The 17,023-nt window shown below is 71.1% G+C and carries 11 protein-coding genes; 6 read left to right on the forward strand and 5 right to left on the reverse strand.

The window, feature by feature from the left end:
- Nucleotides 1-133 precede the first annotated feature (133 nt).
- Nucleotides 134-532 (forward strand): nuclear transport factor 2 family protein, encoded by a 399-nt coding sequence (locus tag LBW94_RS19905; protein ID WP_225059222.1) that lies wholly within the window; start codon nucleotides 134-136, stop codon nucleotides 530-532.
- On the opposite strand, the gene LBW94_RS19910 is transcribed toward LBW94_RS19905, so the two are convergent.
- Together LBW94_RS19910 and LBW94_RS19915 are read right to left on the reverse strand one after the other, a co-directional pair.
- Nucleotides 507-3,572, reverse strand: a complete 3,066-nt coding sequence (locus LBW94_RS19910; RefSeq protein WP_225059221.1) for a tetratricopeptide repeat protein — start codon at nucleotides 3,570-3,572, stop codon at nucleotides 507-509. The genes LBW94_RS19905 and LBW94_RS19910 overlap by 26 nt on opposite strands.
- A gap of 56 nt (nucleotides 3,573-3,628) precedes the next feature.
- Nucleotides 3,629-4,486 carry an alpha/beta hydrolase gene (locus LBW94_RS19915; protein ID WP_225059220.1) on the reverse strand — a complete coding sequence of 286 codons (858 nt, stop codon included), beginning with the start codon at nucleotides 4,484-4,486 and terminating at the stop codon, nucleotides 3,629-3,631.
- Nucleotides 4,487-4,643: 157 nt separating this feature from the next.
- Here LBW94_RS19915 and LBW94_RS19920 point away from each other — a divergent pair, with 157 nt between their 5' ends.
- Nucleotides 4,644-7,256, forward strand: a complete 2,613-nt coding sequence (locus tag LBW94_RS19920; protein WP_225059219.1) for a tetratricopeptide repeat protein — start codon at nucleotides 4,644-4,646, stop codon at nucleotides 7,254-7,256.
- 162 nt (nucleotides 7,257-7,418) lie between these two features.
- Here LBW94_RS19920 and LBW94_RS19925 read toward each other — a convergent pair whose 3' ends face one another.
- From LBW94_RS19925 to LBW94_RS19935, 3 genes are all read right to left on the reverse strand, one after another.
- Complete coding sequence (locus LBW94_RS19925; RefSeq protein ID WP_225059218.1) at nucleotides 7,419-7,655, reverse strand: helix-turn-helix domain-containing protein; 237 nt, start codon at nucleotides 7,653-7,655, stop codon at nucleotides 7,419-7,421.
- Between the two features lie 85 nt (nucleotides 7,656-7,740).
- Nucleotides 7,741-8,283 (reverse strand): hypothetical protein, encoded by a 543-nt coding sequence (locus LBW94_RS19930; RefSeq protein ID WP_225059217.1) that lies wholly within the window; start codon nucleotides 8,281-8,283, stop codon nucleotides 7,741-7,743.
- 201 nt (nucleotides 8,284-8,484) lie between these two features.
- A complete protein-coding gene (locus tag LBW94_RS19935; protein WP_225059216.1) occupies nucleotides 8,485-9,666 on the reverse strand; it encodes a helix-turn-helix domain-containing protein in 1,182 nt (393 codons plus the stop codon).
- Nucleotides 9,667-9,883: 217 nt separating this feature from the next.
- Here LBW94_RS19935 and LBW94_RS19940 point away from each other — a divergent pair, with 217 nt between their 5' ends.
- The 4 genes from LBW94_RS19940 to LBW94_RS19955 all read left to right on the forward strand — a co-directional run bounded on the left by LBW94_RS19940 (nucleotide 9,884) and on the right by LBW94_RS19955 (nucleotide 16,966).
- Nucleotides 9,884-10,576, forward strand: a complete 693-nt coding sequence (locus LBW94_RS19940) for a GTPase family protein (RefSeq protein WP_266271629.1) — start codon at nucleotides 9,884-9,886, stop codon at nucleotides 10,574-10,576.
- Nucleotides 10,573-12,909 carry a hypothetical protein gene (locus LBW94_RS19945; RefSeq protein WP_225059214.1) on the forward strand — a complete coding sequence of 779 codons (2,337 nt, stop codon included), beginning with the start codon at nucleotides 10,573-10,575 and terminating at the stop codon, nucleotides 12,907-12,909. Before LBW94_RS19940 ends, LBW94_RS19945 begins: the two co-directional genes overlap by 4 nt.
- A 314-nt stretch (nucleotides 12,910-13,223) precedes the next feature.
- Nucleotides 13,224-14,084, forward strand: a complete 861-nt coding sequence (locus tag LBW94_RS19950; RefSeq protein WP_225059213.1) for a toll/interleukin-1 receptor domain-containing protein — start codon at nucleotides 13,224-13,226, stop codon at nucleotides 14,082-14,084.
- Nucleotides 14,081-16,966 carry a tetratricopeptide repeat protein gene (locus LBW94_RS19955; protein WP_266271632.1) on the forward strand — a complete coding sequence of 962 codons (2,886 nt, stop codon included), beginning with the start codon at nucleotides 14,081-14,083 and terminating at the stop codon, nucleotides 16,964-16,966. The genes LBW94_RS19950 and LBW94_RS19955 overlap by 4 nt, the downstream gene beginning before the upstream one ends.
- The last annotated feature ends 57 nt before the right edge of the window (nucleotides 16,967-17,023 follow it).

Raw genomic sequence — 17,023 nt, forward strand, 5'->3', positions numbered from 1 at the left:
GTCGCGGCCATCCGGCCCCGGGCCCGCCGCACCGATACCGTCGCGGCCGTCCGGATTCGGGCGCGTGCGCACCGGCACCGCGCGATCACCGGCTACGGTGGCCGAACAGTCGGCGGATCCGGTGAGGAGAACGATGGCGGACGATTCCGAGATCCGGGCCCGGATCGTGGCGCACTGGGAAGCGTCCGAACGCGGGGACATCGACACCGAGCACGCGATCTACGCCGCCGACGCGATCTTGGACTACCCCCAGTCCGGCGAGCGGTTCCGCGGCCGGGCCCGGATCCGGGAGCAACGCGGCGCGCACCCGGCCGAGCGCCATTTCACCGTCGTCCGCATTCTGGGCGCGGGTGCGCTCTGGATCAGCGAGTGCGTGATCAGCTACGACGGCGTGCCCACCGATACGGTGAGCATCATGGAGTTCGCCGACGGGTTCGTCGCGCACGAAACCCAGTACTTCGCGGATCCTTTCCCGGCGGCGCCCGCGCGCGCGGCGCTGGCCGAACCTATCCCTCCTGGCCGCGGCCGCTGAGCAACGCGCGGGTCCCGGCGGTGGCGCTCTGCGCCAATCGCATTGCCGCCGAGCGGATTCGGCGTCGCGGGAGATTCTGGGCGTAGGCGAACACGGTGTAGGCCGTCGTCAGTTCGGCGTCGAAGGCCGCCGGAGATCGGCGCGCCAGGAAGCGATAGCGCTCGACCGCCTCCTTGGCCGCGGCCAGCGCCTCCGTGCGGCGTCCCGCCAGCGCCTGGGCGAGTCCGAGGTTGCGCAGGGATTTGGCGAGTCCGGCGGCGTGAGCCTCCGGCAGGGCCGCGAACAGCCGGCGGAAGATGCCGACGGCCTCCTGCGCCACCGCCAGCGCCTCCTCCACGCGGCCCACCGCGGTCAGCAGGGCGGCGAAATTGTTCAGCGTCACTGCGAGGGCGGGCTCGTGGACCACGGGATCATGTGCGGCCCAGTCACTTTGGATGACCACTGATTCACGGAGCACGCGCAGCGCCGATTCCGTCCGGCCGAGCCCGGACAGCGCGCTGCCGTAGTGATTCAGCGCCGCGACGAGCTCCGGCTCGTGGACCACCGGATTCTCGGCGGCCAGACGCCGTTGGATGGCAACGGCTTCCGCGGCCGGAGCCAGTGCGAGATCGTCCCGGCCCGAGGTCGACAACCAGGCGGCGAAGTTGGTCGCGGACGCGGCGAGCGTCGGACTGTGCCGCAGGGGGTCGGTGGCGGCGAGCCTGCGCCCGATCTCGAACGCCTCGGCCGTCGTGCTCAGGGCATCGTCGAGCCGGCCCACCTCCCGCAGCATCACCCCGAGATTGTTCAGCGCCGCCGCGAGTTCCGGTTCGTAGGCCACCGAATTGCCGAGGGCGAAGCGACGCCACATCGCGACGGCCTCGGTGGTCGTGCGCACCGACTGCTCGTGCTGCCCGACCTCGCGCAACTGAACACCGAACAGCGTCAGCGCCCGAGCGAGTTCGGGGGCGTGGGCGGCCGGGTCGGCCTCGGCCAGGCGCTGCCGGATCGCGACGGATTCCCGAGTCGCACCCAGCGCCTTCCGGTGGTGCCCGATCCGGGACCACAGCGAACCTCGATTGGCCAGCGACACGGCGAGACCGGGCTCGTGCGCGTCCGGATCCGCCGCGGCCAGCCGCCGGCGGATGATCATGGCCTCGTCCAGGGCGACCGCCGACTCCTCGTGCCGCCCCGCCTCCGCCAGCCAGGCCCCGAGATTCGTCAGCGTCAGGGCCAGATCCGGTTCGATCCCGAGCGGATCGGCCGCGGCGAGGCGGCGTTGGATGTCCACGGCCTCCTGTGTGTACTCCAGTGCCTGCTGCCGCTGCCCGGTCGACGCCAGACAGGCACCGAGATTCACCAGGGCGAGGGCCAGCCCGGCCTCCCCCCACTCCGGTATCTGGCCCACCGCGCGCAGCCCGCGCAGCGTCGCCACACAGGGCTCGGCGACGGCCTGTGCGTCGCGGTAGCGACCGGCGATGGCGAGACGGATGGTGTGCCGCAGCTGAATCAGGGCGTGCTCGGCCGGGTCGCCCGTCGCCGCCATGCGGCGGTCGAACAATCGAGTGCTGATCGCGGCGGCCGCGGCGTCGAAATCGACGTTCGGACTGTAGGACAGCAGCGGGTCGACGGCCTCCAGAATCGCCGGGTCCAGGTCGGCGAGTTCGGTGAGGCGGGTGAGCGCCGGTCCGCCGGCGGCGACGCCGAGTTCGGGCTGCTCGCGGAGCAGCGTTTGCAGCGCGGTGGAGATGTGCGGCCAGCGGTGCGCGGTTTCGACGAGGACGATGACGGTGGTGGCTGCCCAGGGGGCGGGGTCGGTGAGGAGCAACGCGGGCACGGCGGCGGCCCACAGGTCGGGCGTCACGGCCGAGGTATACGAATGGCCGGGTGTGGTGAGGGCGATCAGGTCCTCGCCGAGCCGGTCGGGGCGCAGGGGTTGCAGTGCGGTGGTGTCGTCTTCGGGCGGATAGCAGTAGCGGTGGTCGTCGATGATGTGGTCGGCGTGGTACGTGGTGGTCGCCAGTTGCGACCGGGCGAGGGCCTCGCGGGCGTCGGCACGGGTGAGGACGCCGGTCAGGGTGGCGGTATAGACGGTGCGGCGCATGGTTTCCGGGGGCGTGCGCCGCGGATCCTCGGAACGGCCGTGCAGCGACTCCCATCCGGCGTACTCCCGATCCAGCAGATATCCGGACAGGGCGTGCGGGTCCATCGCGGTGCGGACACCCCGGTGCCGCGCGTCGACGGCGACCAGGGCGGCCATGTGGATGGCGAGGATCGATTCGAAGGCCGGATCCGCCAGTTCGGCGGGTGGCTTCGGTGTCGTCCGGTGCTTCACGCGCAGGGTCTTGGCGAACGCGGCCGCGGCCTCGGTGAACATCGTCTTCCGGTCGAACCCGCTGCCGGATGCCGACAACGCGGCGAGGGCATCGGTGAACGGCGCGGCGCTGTCGAGCCCGCCGCCGGGAGCCGGAGCCGAATCCGGATGCCGCGCCAGCGGTTCCAGGAACCAGGCCCCCATGTCGATCCCCAGATCGGCGCCCAGCGGCTCCTCCAGCGCATGCCACCAGAATCCGGCCGAGCGGGCCAGCAGCAGCACCCGCACGACGCGGCCCGCCGCCACCGCCGCCGAGTACAGCTGCATCATCACCATGCGCAGGTGCGAGTGCGTCCAGCGGTCGGCATAGTCGATGACCACCAGCATGCGTGCGGCGGAAGGAAATTCGGCACCCGCGTGCGGCGCCGCGGCGGTCTCCCGCACCCGGCACACCGCCCAGCCCCTGAGCTCGTACCGCGTGGCGACGTGCTCGGCGAGCCGGCTCTTACCGTGACCGGCCGGCGCGTGCAGCAACCGCACCGACATCGGGGCATCGCGCTTCAGCCACTCGCCGATCTCGGTCATCGTGTCGTCGCGGCCGGTGAACGGCACGATCCGATATCGGGACAGCAGCAGACTCGACGGCTGCGCTCGCGCCCGCTCGACGGTCAACGGGACAGCCGCGACCGGGATCGGCTCGACCGCGTACGGCGAAAACCCGGCGGTGGCCGCACCCGCGGTGGTCATACATCGACTCCTCGTCGAATTACCGTGCGGTGCCGTCGCTTACCCGGGCACCGCGTTCAACGTTCGATGGTGACATCGCCGACGCCGGTGATCTGGTACACCGAACCGTCCACCAGTGAATCCCGGACGGACTGCACGACGCCGCCCACCGCCGGACAGGGTACGACGGCGGGCGGAGCGGGTTGCTCGCGGGTACCGGCGGCATACATCGCCAGGGCGGCCAGCACCGACCGGCGGGCGGCACTGTAGCCGCGATGCGCGGTGGAGCCGGGGCGGATGATCGACGAGTGGTCACCCGGGAGGGTGAAGCAATATTCGTCGGCGAAAACGGATTTCGCCGACTGCGGCAGGACGACGCGATCCGAGTCACCAGCAAACGCCCAGATCGGAATTCGCCGGGCGGGCGCGGCGGCGGTGGCCGCGTGCACGATCCGCTCGATCACGATCTGTTGCGCCTCGGCCACTTCCGCGCTGAGCGGCCGGAGCCGGCGTTCCTGGGGATGCCGCCAGAACGGCATGTTGCGCCGTAATGCCAGGAAGATCTCCGAACCCTGATTCGGGCACGAGAACATGACGACCCCCGCGATACCGGACAATTCGTCGAGCCGGCCGGCCCGCACCCGCTCCGCCAGAAACCGTTGTACGACAAGGCCGCCCATACTGTGGGTGATCAGGACGACCGGCCGGTCCGGCGGCAGGCCGCGCAGCCATTCACGCAGGTTGGACGCGATGTCGGCGAGGTCGGGTATCCGCCGCAGCGGACTCGATCGCAGCACCGGCGTCGCGTACTCGAATCGCCGTGCCGTCACCGACCCGCCGAACTCCTCGTCGGTCGCCAATACCCGCAGGAATTCATCCCAGGTATGGGCGCCGGAGAAGAGTCCGTGGACGAATGCCAGCGTCGCCTCGGTCACAGCGTTCCCCCTGTCGATCGGTCGCCGGACGAATCCACCACCACCCTACCCGCGTTGCGCGCGCAGACTCGCCGATCAGGGGTTGACGGCGAACCGGGGTGTGCGCAGAATTCGCTTCGGCACATTCCCGGCACACTGACACCCCGATCGGCATCCAGTGAGTTATCCCGCGCCTGCGCCTGTTCCCATCGCCCAAGTCGTCCACGGGACCGTCGTCATCGGCGATGTCGTCCAGGTCGCCGGAGTCACCGGCGATGTCACCCTCGGCACTCGACGGCCACCGTATCGGATCGAGGAGTATCCGGGCGAGCCCACGCCCCTGGCGGTCGACATCGCGCGGGCCCAGCCGAGCCGGCTGCTGCTACCGCAGCATCGCGTGGTGCCGTTCGCCGGGCGCGATGCCGAGATGCGCAGGCTGCTCGACTGGCTCGGCGAATCGGCGACGTTCTCCGCGTACCTGGTGCACGCGCCCGGCGGCCACGGCAAGACCCGACTGCTGGATCAGCTCGGCGCGTGCTGCCGTCCCGCCGGGTGGTCACGGTGGCGGGCGCAGTACACGCCCACCCCCACCCCGGCCGCCGCGGTGCCGACCCCGCCCGGCGGCGGCGCGCTGATCACCGTGGATCAGGCCGACCGGTGGGCGCCTTCACATCTCGTCGCACTGCTCACCGATCTCCAGAGCCTGACCCTGCGCACGAACGTGGTCGTGCGCGTCCTGTTCGCGGCCCGCGCGGCCGGATTCTGGTGGCACGCACTGGCCGAACACCTCGACGCCGATTTCGGCGTCGATCCGAGGGCGATGCCGCTGGGCCCGCTCGATGCCGACGTGGACCGGAAGGTCCTCCACGAGAACGCACAACGGGCCTTCGCGGCCGCGCTCGGCCACACCGTCACCACCCTGCCGCCCGCGCCGGGCACGCTGCACGGCTCCGATTACGCCTCGATCCTGCCGATCCACATGGCGGCGCTGGTGTCGGTCGATCCCGAGCGACGCGGGAGCCGGGCCCCGGCCACTCCCTACGCGCTGTCCGATCATCTGCTGCGGCGCGAATTCTCGCGCTGGTATCAACTCTGGATCCGCGGCGAGGACCATTTCGGCACCCGCCCGGAGGTGATGCGCCGCGCGGTCTTCACCACCGCGCTCACCGGAACCCTCGACCGCCGCCGGGCCCACGCCGCCTTGACCCGGCTCGAACTGGCCGATACCGCCTCCGCCGCCGATCAACTCGTCGACGACTACGAATTCTGTTATCCGCCGGCCGGTCCGGACACCGCGCTGGACGCGCTGCAACCCGACCGGCTCGGCGAAGACTGTGTCGCGCTGAGCATTCCGGGCCACACCCACCGCAGCGACCCGGCGGCCTGGCTGTCGGACGACTGGACGGCCGACGCCCCGGAGAAACTGCTGGACCCGCTGGACGCCCAGGCCACGGCCTGGGCCCGCCCGGTGCTCACCACCTTGATCGAAACCGCCTGCCGCTGGGAGCATGTCCGCACCCGCACCCTCGGCGAACTGCTGCGGCGCCACCCGGAAGTAGCGGTCCGGGCCGGTGGACCGGCCATCGTCCGGCTCACCCAGGTGCCCGGCATCGACCACCACATCCTCGCCGCCGTCGACGCCGCCCTGCCCACCACCCGCGACGCCGACCTCGAGGTCGCGGCCGCCGCTCTGAGCACCGCACTGATCACCTCCCGGCTCACCGCCACCGCAGATCCCGCCGAACGCGCCGACCTCCTCACCCACCACACCACCGCCCTGCACGCCGCGGGCCACACCGCGGAGGCCGTCGACTGGGCGTGCGAAGCAGTGACCCTCCGCCGCGCCGCCATGGCCCGGCGCCCCGGCTCCGGCGCGATGGGCGGCGGCCCCGAACTGGCTGCGGCACTGCTCGATCTGGCGACGCTGCTGTCCGCAACCGGCCGGTCGGAGGCCGCACTCGACCCCGCCCGGGAAGCAGCGGCCCGATACCGCGAACTGGTCGATACGGGCTCGACCGACCGGCTCCCCGAACTCGCGGCGGCGCTCACCCTCCTGGCCGCCTGCCTCGATGACGCCGGGCGGCTCGACGCGGCGGCGGCCGCCGCCGAGGAGGCCGTGGCGATCCGGCGTCGCGCGGCCGACCCGGACACCGCCGCGCTGGCGGCCGCGCTGCACGCCTTGGGCCGGCACCGAGCGGACCTCGGCCACCGCGACGCGGCGGCCACCGCCACCGCATCGGCGGTTGCCCTGTATCGCGAACTGGCACAGCATGATCCGGCACATCGTGGTGATCTGGCCGAATCCCTGCGCACACTCGGCATACTCCGCACCGAACTCGGCGACGCCGACGGCGCCCTGCACGACACCGAGGAAACCGCCACCCTGTACCGCACCCTCGCCGAGAGCGACCCCGCCACAAGGCTTCCCGGCCTCGCGATCGCCCTGCGCGACCTCGGCGCCGCCCGCGCCCGCACGCGGCGCTACCGCACGGCGCTGGCGGCGACCGCCGAAGCCGTCGAGATCGACCGCACACTGGCCGCGGCGAATCCACGCGCCTACCTGCCCGATCTCGCGGCCTCCCTCGGCGACTTCGGCCTCCGCCTGACCGAACTGCAACGCCCCGGCGACGCGATCGGCCCGCTCCGGGAATCCCTCACGCTGTTCCGCAACTTCGCCGAATCCCACGCACGTACCGACCGACCCGAGATCACAGCCATCCGCACCACCCTCGCGGCCGCCCTCCGCACGCTCGGCCGCGACGACGAAGCCGGGCAACTCGGAAACGACTGATCGGACGACCCGGGACAGCCGTGCCGACTGCTCGAACCGGCCATCCGATCGGCGGCCACAGCGCCCGGCGACCACGTGCCCCGGATCATCCGGCCCGGAAGGCACCGCAGTGGTACCAGCCCGGGCACGGCGGCCGCCGTACGTGGAACCGCAGGCGACGGATCATCCGGCTCGGAAGGTGCGGCGGTAGGCGCCGGGGGTGGTGCCTACTCGGGCGCGGAAGCGGCGGCGGAGGTTTACCGCGGAGGTGAGGCCGACTCGGGTGGCGATGGCCTCGATGGGCAGGTCGGTCTGTTCGAGGAGGGTGCGGGCTTCGGCGATGCGGCGGGACAGGAGCCGGGCGCCGGGGCTGATGCCGAGGCGGTCGTCGAAGCGGCGGGTGCACACTCCGGCCGGCACCAGCCCCGGCGACGACCACCGGGTGCAGGCTGTTCCTGTGCTATCCGGAGGGCTGACAGCGGGATACCTTGGGGCGCAGCGCCTCTCAGCGATGGTCGACGAACCGGACCCCGGGTGCGACGGAACCCAGGACGGTGGCGAGCCGGGCGGTGTCCAGGCTCCACCCGTCGATTCCCTTGGCGCACTCCAGCAGACGCTCGTCGGGGGCGCCGATCAGCGCGGTGAACGCGGTGGTCAGGCCGCGGCCCCCGGCGCCGGTGAGGGCGCCGGGCAGTGGCGGTGCGTACCGGTGGCGCAGGATTCCGATCCACGGCACCCCGGCGGCGGTCTGCTGGCGCCACAGCACCACCGCCTCGACATCGGCCCACGGGAACCGCCGCGTGGACGCCCGATAGCGCAACAGGGTGCCGCCGAACGTGATTCCGTCGGCGTCGACGCGCAACGCCACCCGGCGCGACAACGAGGTCACCAGCCCCAGTAGGCCGCCGGCGCCGAAGAACAGCACCAGTCCGGTCCGGGCGCTGATCGAAAGATGCGGCGCGAGTAGGGCGCCCGCCACGATCGCCCCTGCGAACACCAGTAGGAGCACGGTCTTCGGATCGAATCGGTACCGCTGTTCGTAGACCATCCCCTGCATCCGGCATCTGGCCGGATCCTCCTCGGAACCACGCTAGCACCGTCGCGCGCCCCCACACAGCGCCGCCGGTGACGAGGTGCACCGGCCCGGATGTCTTGCCGGGCAACGGGTCAGCGGGACCACGACGACCGCGGCCGGGCCCGCACGGACCGGCCGCGCCACCGGCCGATACGCCACCGGCCGATACGCCGCTCACCCGGTGATCGGAGCCCCGTGCAGGGCCGTCATGAGCGACAGCCGCAGCCGCCGGGAGGACGGATGATGGTGCTGCCGCAGCAGATCCCCGGACAGCATCCGGATCTCCTCGTAGGCCGTGGCCGAGCGGGTGTGGCGGACGTCCTCGAGACCCGAGCGCACCACCGATTCCGCCCGGCCGAGCTGACCGGAGGCGACCAGTGCCCGCGCGAGGCGGATACTGTGCCGGCCCCGGGCCCGCCGGGCCGGGCCCGGGATGCCGAGGGTGACCCGTTCCAGCAGATCGGCGGCCTCGTCGAAGCGGCCGAGATCGTAATAGCACCAGCCCGCGATGGCACGGTCCAGCCCGCCGATGGACGAGCCGAAACGCGCTGCGGGATGCACGGATCCGGGATCGAAGTCGCCGGCCTGCGCGAGTGCCCGCTCGCAGGCGCCGGGATTGCCGACCAGGGCGTACGCCTGCGCCTCGCGGTGCGCGGCCAGCCGCCGCACCTGCGCGGGCGCGGTGCCGTCGTCACGCACCAGCGCGGCCAGTTCGATGGCGGCGCGGGCATCGCGGCGGTACAGCGCGAATTCGGCGTGCCGCACCAACGCGTACGCGGCCAGCCCGTGATCACCGGCGTCCGCGGCGATCCGGGCGGCCTCGTCGGTCCAGTGGCTCGCGGAGGCGACATCGCCGAGTTCCTGTGCCATCCAGCCCGCGTACTCGGCGCAGCGGGCCGCCAGCAACAGCAGGCCCCGCTCCTCGGCGGCACGGCGCAGCACGCGCGCCTGGGTCGCCGCCATCGGCAGCACATGCGAGGCCGAGGTGCCCTGCCCGAGCCGGCGCAGCTCGTCGTAGATCGCCGTATATCCGCCCAGCACATCGTCGTCCAGCGGGGCCGCGAACTTCTCCGGCTGGAATTCGATCCGATCGGGCTCGACCGGTACGTCGTCCTGATCCGCGCCGGGTGCGCTCGTCTCCGGTTCGGCGCCGGGTACCAGCGCGCTCAACATGCCGTCGGTGCCGAGGGCCGCATCGCACCGCCGCGCGAAATCCACGCTGGGCTGTCTTTCACCGCGCTCGACTCGGCTCAGATATCCCTTGTCGTAGTGGATTCTCCGGGCCAGCTGAGCCAGCGAGAGTTTCGCCGCCTCACGTTGCCGGCGCAGTTCGAATCCGAATCGTGGTGCACTCATAGCGACTTCCTGTAGGGTGCGGCAGTTCGTGGCTCGCGTTGCCCGTTGCCTCCGGACAGAGGCCACTGGCAACCGATTCCGATGACACCGTCCCCCGACGCACCCTGTAACCGTGAGCCGCGGTAAGGAAAACCACGAACTCGACGAAAACCTTGGCGATGCCATCCTTCGTACTCTTGCACAACATATCGAGAGTGCGCCACCGACAATCGGGGTTGTGGGTGTTTCCGGTGCCGGAAAGACGTCGACAATTAACGCGCTGTTCAAAACCGACCTCCCGGTCGGCGACACCGCTGCTCGGACCAAGGAATTCGAGGCCGTCGACCTGTCGGTGCGATTCGATCCACCGCGGGGTGACGACCGGGTCACGGCGATCTCGCCCAGCGCGTTCGCGCCGCAGGTTCGGCTGCGGGTGATGGATGCGCCCGGATTGGGCGATAACGCCGATTCCGATGAGAAACATCTATGTTCCTATCGACGGCACCTGCCGGGCTGCGACGCAATTCTCTGGGTGCTGGCCGCACGAAATCGCGCACTGACACCGGACCGGCACTATCTCACCGAACTCACAGATTTCAGCGAACGGATGGTGTTCGGCGTCAATCAGATCGACGTGGTCGAGCCCGCCGACTGGCGGCGGGCGCCGAATCGTCCGTCGCCACGCCAGGAATCCAACATCCGGAAAATACTGGACGACCGAACGGTCCGTTTGAGCGCCATTGTCGGTCCCGATCCGACGGTCATCGGCTATTCGTCCCGGCACGGCTATCACCTCGAACAACTGTTCCACGCGCTGCTGACGGTGTGCCCGTCGAATCGGCAATGGATGTTCGCCGGCCTCAAGAACTTCAGCCATCGGGATTTCGGGGTCGACCAGGTTCGGCACATCGATCGAAAGGGCGCGCTGTGACCACACTGGATCACGACATCGAACGACGGATCGACACCGCGCTGGAGCACCGGCGGCAGTTGCGCCCGGCGGTGGACGGTCTGGTGGCGGCGCTCGGCGAATTACGCGCGCAGTACACGGCATTGACCGAACGGGTCGCGGCGGTGCCGTGGGAGGCGCTGGACACCTCCAGGGCGCCCCGCGAGGTCCGGGAGTTCCTGCGCGACGCCGCCGCTCACAGCGGCGGAACCACCGCGCCCGCAGTGCAATTGGATCGGACCATCGCGCAGGTGCGGCGCGTCCGGCAGCGGGTGCGGCGGGAGTATCTCGTCATCGGCGCGATCGGCCGCACCCGGCAGGGCAAGACGACCCTGCTGCGCAGCATCACCGGATTGGACCGGGACGTGCTGCCCGCCGAACAGGCGGAACCGACCACGGCCACCGTCAGCCGCATCTTCCATCGCAGCGGACCGCCGGAAGTGCAAGTGCTGCTGCATGATTGGGTACAGTTCCGGGATTTCTACCTGCGCCCGCTGCACCAGCACGCCGGCGTCGATCCGCAGCGGCTGCCGCGGACCCCCGAGGAGTTCCGGGACTTCCCCTACAAGGATCCGGCCCGGCAGCGGCTCGACGATTCCGATCTGAAGTACGAGCAGTTCCTCCGGAAACTGCGCACCGCACAGCAGACGCTCGACGACTATCTGCCCCTGCTGCGCGGCGCCTCGACCATCGCGGTCGACCTCGCGCAACTGCGGCCGTACCTCGCCTATCCGCGGCAGGATCATCCGGAGGACCGGGCGTATTTCCATGCCGTCCGCGAGGTCCGGATCTGGACCGACTTCCTCGACGGCAACGCGCGCATCGGCATCGTCGACCTGCCCGGCCCCGGCGAGGCGGGCCTGATCGATCGCAGACTCGTCCAGGGCCTCACCAACGACGTCGACCTGCTGATGCTGGTGAAGAAGCCGGACGGGCAGTTCAACAACGCCGCCTTCCAGGCCGAGGACTGGACACCCAGCGTGCAGGCCGAGGAGGCGGCCGCGGGCGTGCGACTGCGGCACTTCCTGGTCGGCGTCGCCAATTTCGCGTTCGGCGACACCCCCTCCGACACCGAGCGCGACGCCTATCAGCGGGCCGTGGCCAATATGCGCGCCGAACTGTCCCAGAAATGGGGCGCGCAATGCTACGAGGTGGACGCGCTGCGGCCGCAACGGGTACACGACCACCTGCTGATCCCGCTGCTGACCCACCTCGGCGAGCACATCGCCGAGATGGACCGGCAGGCGCTGGACAAGGCCGAGGAACATGTGCGTGAACTCCGCGCCGATATCGACGCCTACGCCGCCCGGGTGCTCACGGCGGCGCGGGCCTGTCTGGCCGCGCTGCCCAGCGAGAAGCGCACACTCGCCGTCCGGGCCGACCAACTGCGGCTGGCCGTCGGCACCGAACTGACGAAGCTGTCCCGGCAGTACGCCGACGACCCGGAATCGGCCCGGCACGAACCGAATTCCCTGGGGGTCTCGCTGCGGCAGGCCGGCGACGCGGTCCGGGCCCTGGTCGCCGGCGGGCTCGGCGCGGGCAGCGAACAGCGCTGGCAGCAACTCCACCACGACAAATTCGATCAGGAGCCGCTGCGCACGATCGAGGAGGCGTTCGTCGACGCCCGCGCCATGGTCACCGGCGCCTACCGGGCCGTCGACGTGTCCGTGGCGGAGATCGCGCGCACCCTGCGCTCCGACATCGCCGACCGGCTGCGCCCGCTGCTGGGAGCGGAACTCGTCCCCGAGGGCGGCGAGGCGCTGCGCGTCCTCGAGCACGCCGCCCGTGACGTGGCGCCCACCCTGGCCGACGGCCTGCACGAGATCGACAACATCGACATCGCCTACGGCAGTGTGCTGTTGCGGGTCGGCGGGCCGATCATCCAGGGCATCGATGCGCAGAATTCGCTGTCGCCGCACGACACTCCGTTCGCCATGGCCGGGCACCGCAACGGGTCGGCGCACCCGGACATCGGCCGGGTGAGCCTGCCCGGTGCGGTCGACCTCGCCGGGCTCTACACCTGGCTCACCGAGAGCGCGCTGGACGCGGTGGCCCGCCTCGACGCCGCGATGGCCGCCGAGAGCGCGGTGATGCGGTCGGTGCTCGCCGCGGCCACCATCCTGCTGCGGGACAAGATCGTGTTCAGCCCACTGGTGACCCGGGAGTACGAGGACCTGTGCGAACCGTACAAGGGCCGGATCTGGCCCGGTGACTTCGACGACCGGGTGGCCTCGTCGGCGGTGGCGCTGGATCGGGCCGTCGAGGCGGCGCGTGCGGTGACCCGGGCCACCGCGGCCGTGCTGACCAGACTGTGAATCCCCACCGGCGGCGGGTCCGGAAGGAGGGAGCCGGGCCCGCACCGGTGATCGCCGGGAGGCGGTGCGAGCCGTCTCCCGGCGATTCCCCTCCGGATCCTGTGCAGTCGTGGCCGGCGGAGTCGAAATGGCTCGAGGTCATCCGCGAACTCCGGTGCGGTGCGCGATATCTCCATTCTCGGCGGCCATTCGGCGGTCGCACGACCGGTTGCCACAGACCCAACCGGACAGGCAACAGGCAACGGCCCGCGGCATCTGTGCTACCGATCGGCATTCGGGCGACACTGGGAATACCGAGTCGAGGAAGGTGGCCGATGCACGAACCAGTTCCGACGGGCGGGCCTCGGGTGTTCATCTCCTACGCCAACGACCACGGACCGCATGCGGAGGCGGTGATCCGGTTGTGGCGCAGCCTGATCGCCCACGGCATCGGCGCCTACCTGGACGTGGAGGATCAGGACAACCGCCAGGATTGGCCGCTGTGGATGCAGCGGCAGATCGACGCGGCCGACTACGTGATCGTGGTGGCCTCCACGGCCTACCGCGACCGGGCCGAACAACGGATCGAGCGCGGCGTCGGACGCGGCGTCGCACACGAATCCGCCTATCTGCGCGAGCTGGTCTACGAGAATCCGGGAAACTCGCGGCGATTTCTGCCGGTACTGCTCCCCGGCGAAACTCCCGACGGAATTCCGGCATTTCTCGGCCGATACGGCGGCACCCGGTACGAACTCCGCTCGTTCACGGCGGCGGGATTGGAACCGCTGCTGCGGGCATTGACGAATCAGCCCAAATACCCGCGGCCGCCGCTGGGCACGATTCCGGCGCTGCCACCCGCGCGGGACCCGGGCCCGGACGCGCCGCCGGATCCCGGCAGCGCGCCCGCCACACGCCGTGCGCCCGGCCCGTCCGCCCAATCGGTGACCGGATCGACCGTGCACGGCAGCGTCGTCCAGATCAGGAATGTGAACGGCAGCGTGCGGTTCACCCGCGGCGGCGGGCCGGTAGGGATCCCGGCGAGCGACCTGCCCGGCGCCGACCTGCCCGGCGCGGAGCCGCCCCGGATGACCGCGGTGCCGCCCTCGCCGGACGCCGGGCAGGTGGTCACCGATTCCCGTGTCGGCGACGGTGTGACGCAGCTCGACGGCGTGGGCGGCGACGTGGAGATCTCATGAATCCGGTACGGGAACTACACAAGTCGCCGACGGCCTACGCGGTCGAACCGCTGCCCCTCGTGGCGCCGCCCCTGACCGGCGAGCAGGCGCGGGACCAACCCGCGCGCCTGCTGCTGTCGCGACACCGCGTGGTGCCGTTCGCCGGTCGCGGCGCCGAACAGGCGGATATCGCCGAATGGCTGGACTCCGGCGTCGGCACGGTGTCGGCGCGGTTGTGGCACGCCCCGGCGGGCCACGGCAAGACCCGGCTCGCCGAACATGTTGCGGCACAGTGCGCCCGCGCCGGATGGACGGTGGGCCAGGCGCTCCAGACGCAGGCCGCCGGTCCGCGGCCGATCAACGAATTCCTTTCCAGCACAGCCGAATCCGCACGCAGGGCACTGCTGGTGGTCGATTACGCCGATCGCTGGGCGTTCTCGCGGTTGTACGCCCTGCTGCTGGAGATGTACCGGGCGGCGCTGTGGTCGGGTGCGACCGTACGGGCAATGCTGCTGGCGCGTTCAGCCGGATTCTGGTGGCATGCATTGGCCGAGCGACTGGACGAGGAGCTGCGGATGGACACCGCGGCCCGATTCCTGCCACCGCTGGCCCCCGCGCCCGACCCGGTCCCGACGAACGGACCGCTCCTATCGGATGGCGAAAGGCTCGGTCGCGCAGCGCTGTTCGATGATGCCGCAGCCGCGTTCGCCGCTGCCATGGACAGCACCGGGCCGCCGCCGCAGGCACCGGCCGCGTTGGATGATCCGGATTTCGAATCGGTGCTCACGATCCATATGGCCGCACTGGTCGCCGTCGACGCCGAACTGCGCGGCGCCCGGGCTCCGGCTCAGCCGCACGCGCTGTCGGGATATCTGCTGCGCCGGGAGCAGCAGCAGTGGGTGCGGCTGCACACCCGGTCGGAGGATCCGCGCCCGACACCCCCGCGGACCATGGCCCGCACCGCCTACACGGCCACCCTCACCGGCGCCCTGTCGCGCGCCCATGCCCGCACCGCTCTCACCCGGGTCCGCCTCGCCACCACCACGTCCCGCGCCGACCACCTCATCGACGACCACCGCTACCACTACCCACCCGAACACGACACCACCGCACTGCAACCACTGCACCCCGACCGGCTCGGCGAAGACATGATCGCCCTCTCGACGCCCGGCCACAGCCATCACGACACCTGGACACCCGACCCCTGGACCACCACCGCACCCGCGAGCCTGCTGATCGGCCCCACCGAATCCGATCCCACGCTCCCGTGGACACCCACCACCCTCACCGTCCTCATCGAAACAGCACACCGCTGGCCGCACATTTCCACCGCCACCCAAACGCTCCTCAGAGCACAGCCCCACCTCGCCATCGCCGCGGGCGGATCCGCGCTCACCCGCCTCACCGAACTCCCCGACCTCGACCCCGCCACCCTCGAAGCCGTCGACCCGCTACTACCCGACAGCTGGCACGTCGACTTCGACATCGCCACGGCCGCGGTCGATTCGGCACTGCTGCCGTATCACCTGGCGGCGGCCACCGGGCCCGCCGAACAGGCCGCCGTCCTGTCCCGCCGCAGCCGCCGGCTGGAGCGGGCCGGCAGGCATCGTGAGGCGCTGGCCGCCGCGGAACAGGCCGTGGAGCTCGAGCGCGCGCTGGCCGCCACCGACCCGGTGACCCACGAAGCGGCCCTGGCCGAGTCGCTCCACAACCTCGCGATCCGACTGGCCGGCGCGGGCAGGTCGGAGGAGTCGCTGGGCCCCGCCGAGGACGCGGTGGCACGATGGCGGCGACCGGCTGCCACCGGTCCCGCCGCCCGTCAACGGAAACTCGCTGTGGCGCTGAACAATCTGGGCAACCGGCTGGCCGAACTCGGACGGCCGGACGACGCGGTGGGCGCCGGCACCGAGGCGGTGTCGTGGTATCGGCGGCTGGCCGCCGCCGATCCCGCCCACGAACTCGAACTCGCCACCGCCACGATGAATCTCGGAAACTGGCTGGCCGCCGCGAATCGCCGGGACGAGGCGCTGGCAGCGGTCGAACAGACAGTGGCGGTGTATCGGCGGATGGCGAGCGCCGATCCCGGCGCCTACAACTCGTATCTCGCCGAGTCGTTGAACAACCTCGCGCTGATCCTGTCGGATCTCGGGCGAACGGAGCAGGGACTGATCGTGGCGGAGGAGTCGGTGGAGCTGTTGCGCCGGCAGGCCGCGGGCAGTCCGGGATTCTTCGAGCGTGAACTCGCCACCGCTCTCAGCAATCTCGCGATTTCGCTGTCGGCCGCCGAACGGCACGAGGACGCCCTGCGCGCCATGCGGGAGGCGACCGCGCTCTACCGCCGGTCCACCGAGGCCGACCCGGCGTCGTATCCCGGCGATCTCCCCTTCGCGCTGATGAATCTCGCCGATCTGCTGTCGAATTCGGGGCGGCACGAGGAGGGGCTGCCGCACGCGGTGGCGGCGGTCCGATCGTATCGCCGCCTGACCGCCGTCGACCCGGCCTACAACACACCGTATTTCGCCGCCGCACTGGGCATTCTCGGAAAGTTGTCGTCGTCGATGAACCGGTACGAAGAAGCGCTGGGCCCGTTGGCGGAGGCGGTCACCCACCGCCGCCGACTGGCCGAAACCAGCCCGGCCGCATACGAACCCGCGCTCGCGAGGTCGCTGTGGCGATACGCGACCGCGCTGTACCGCGCCGACCGGCTCACCGACGCCCACACCATCGCCCGCGAGGCCGTCGACAGGTTCCGGCGCCTGCACACGGCGCAACCGGAGCTGTTCACCGCCGACCTCGCCGGCGCCCGCACCACCCTCACCGACATCCGCGACGCGCTGGGCCGATCCGGCGACGCCGAGCCGGGGACCACGGACACCCCCACCGCCGGCCCGGCGCCGTCGTGAACGGGCCGCATTCGAACCTACTTGCCGGCTGAGGGCCGAACGGCACAGCCGTCGGCC

The organism is Nocardia sp. alder85J, assembly GCF_020176955.2.
In the GTDB taxonomy this organism is placed as follows: Bacteria; Actinomycetota; Actinomycetes; order Mycobacteriales; family Mycobacteriaceae; genus Nocardia.

Coding starts and splice junctions, on each gene's coding strand:
- LBW94_RS19935 (WP_225059216.1), bottom strand. CDS start 9,666: ATGAGTGCACCACGATTCGGATTCGAACTGCGCCGGCAACGTGAGGCG.
- LBW94_RS19910 (WP_225059221.1), bottom strand. CDS start 3,572: ATGACCACCGCGGGTGCGGCCACCGCCGGGTTTTCGCCGTACGCGGTC.
- LBW94_RS19930 (WP_225059217.1), bottom strand. CDS start 8,283: ATGGTCTACGAACAGCGGTACCGATTCGATCCGAAGACCGTGCTCCTA.
- LBW94_RS19905 (WP_225059222.1), top strand. CDS start 134: ATGGCGGACGATTCCGAGATCCGGGCCCGGATCGTGGCGCACTGGGAA.
- LBW94_RS19955 (WP_266271632.1), top strand. CDS start 14,081: ATGAATCCGGTACGGGAACTACACAAGTCGCCGACGGCCTACGCGGTC.
- LBW94_RS19950 (WP_225059213.1), top strand. CDS start 13,224: ATGCACGAACCAGTTCCGACGGGCGGGCCTCGGGTGTTCATCTCCTAC.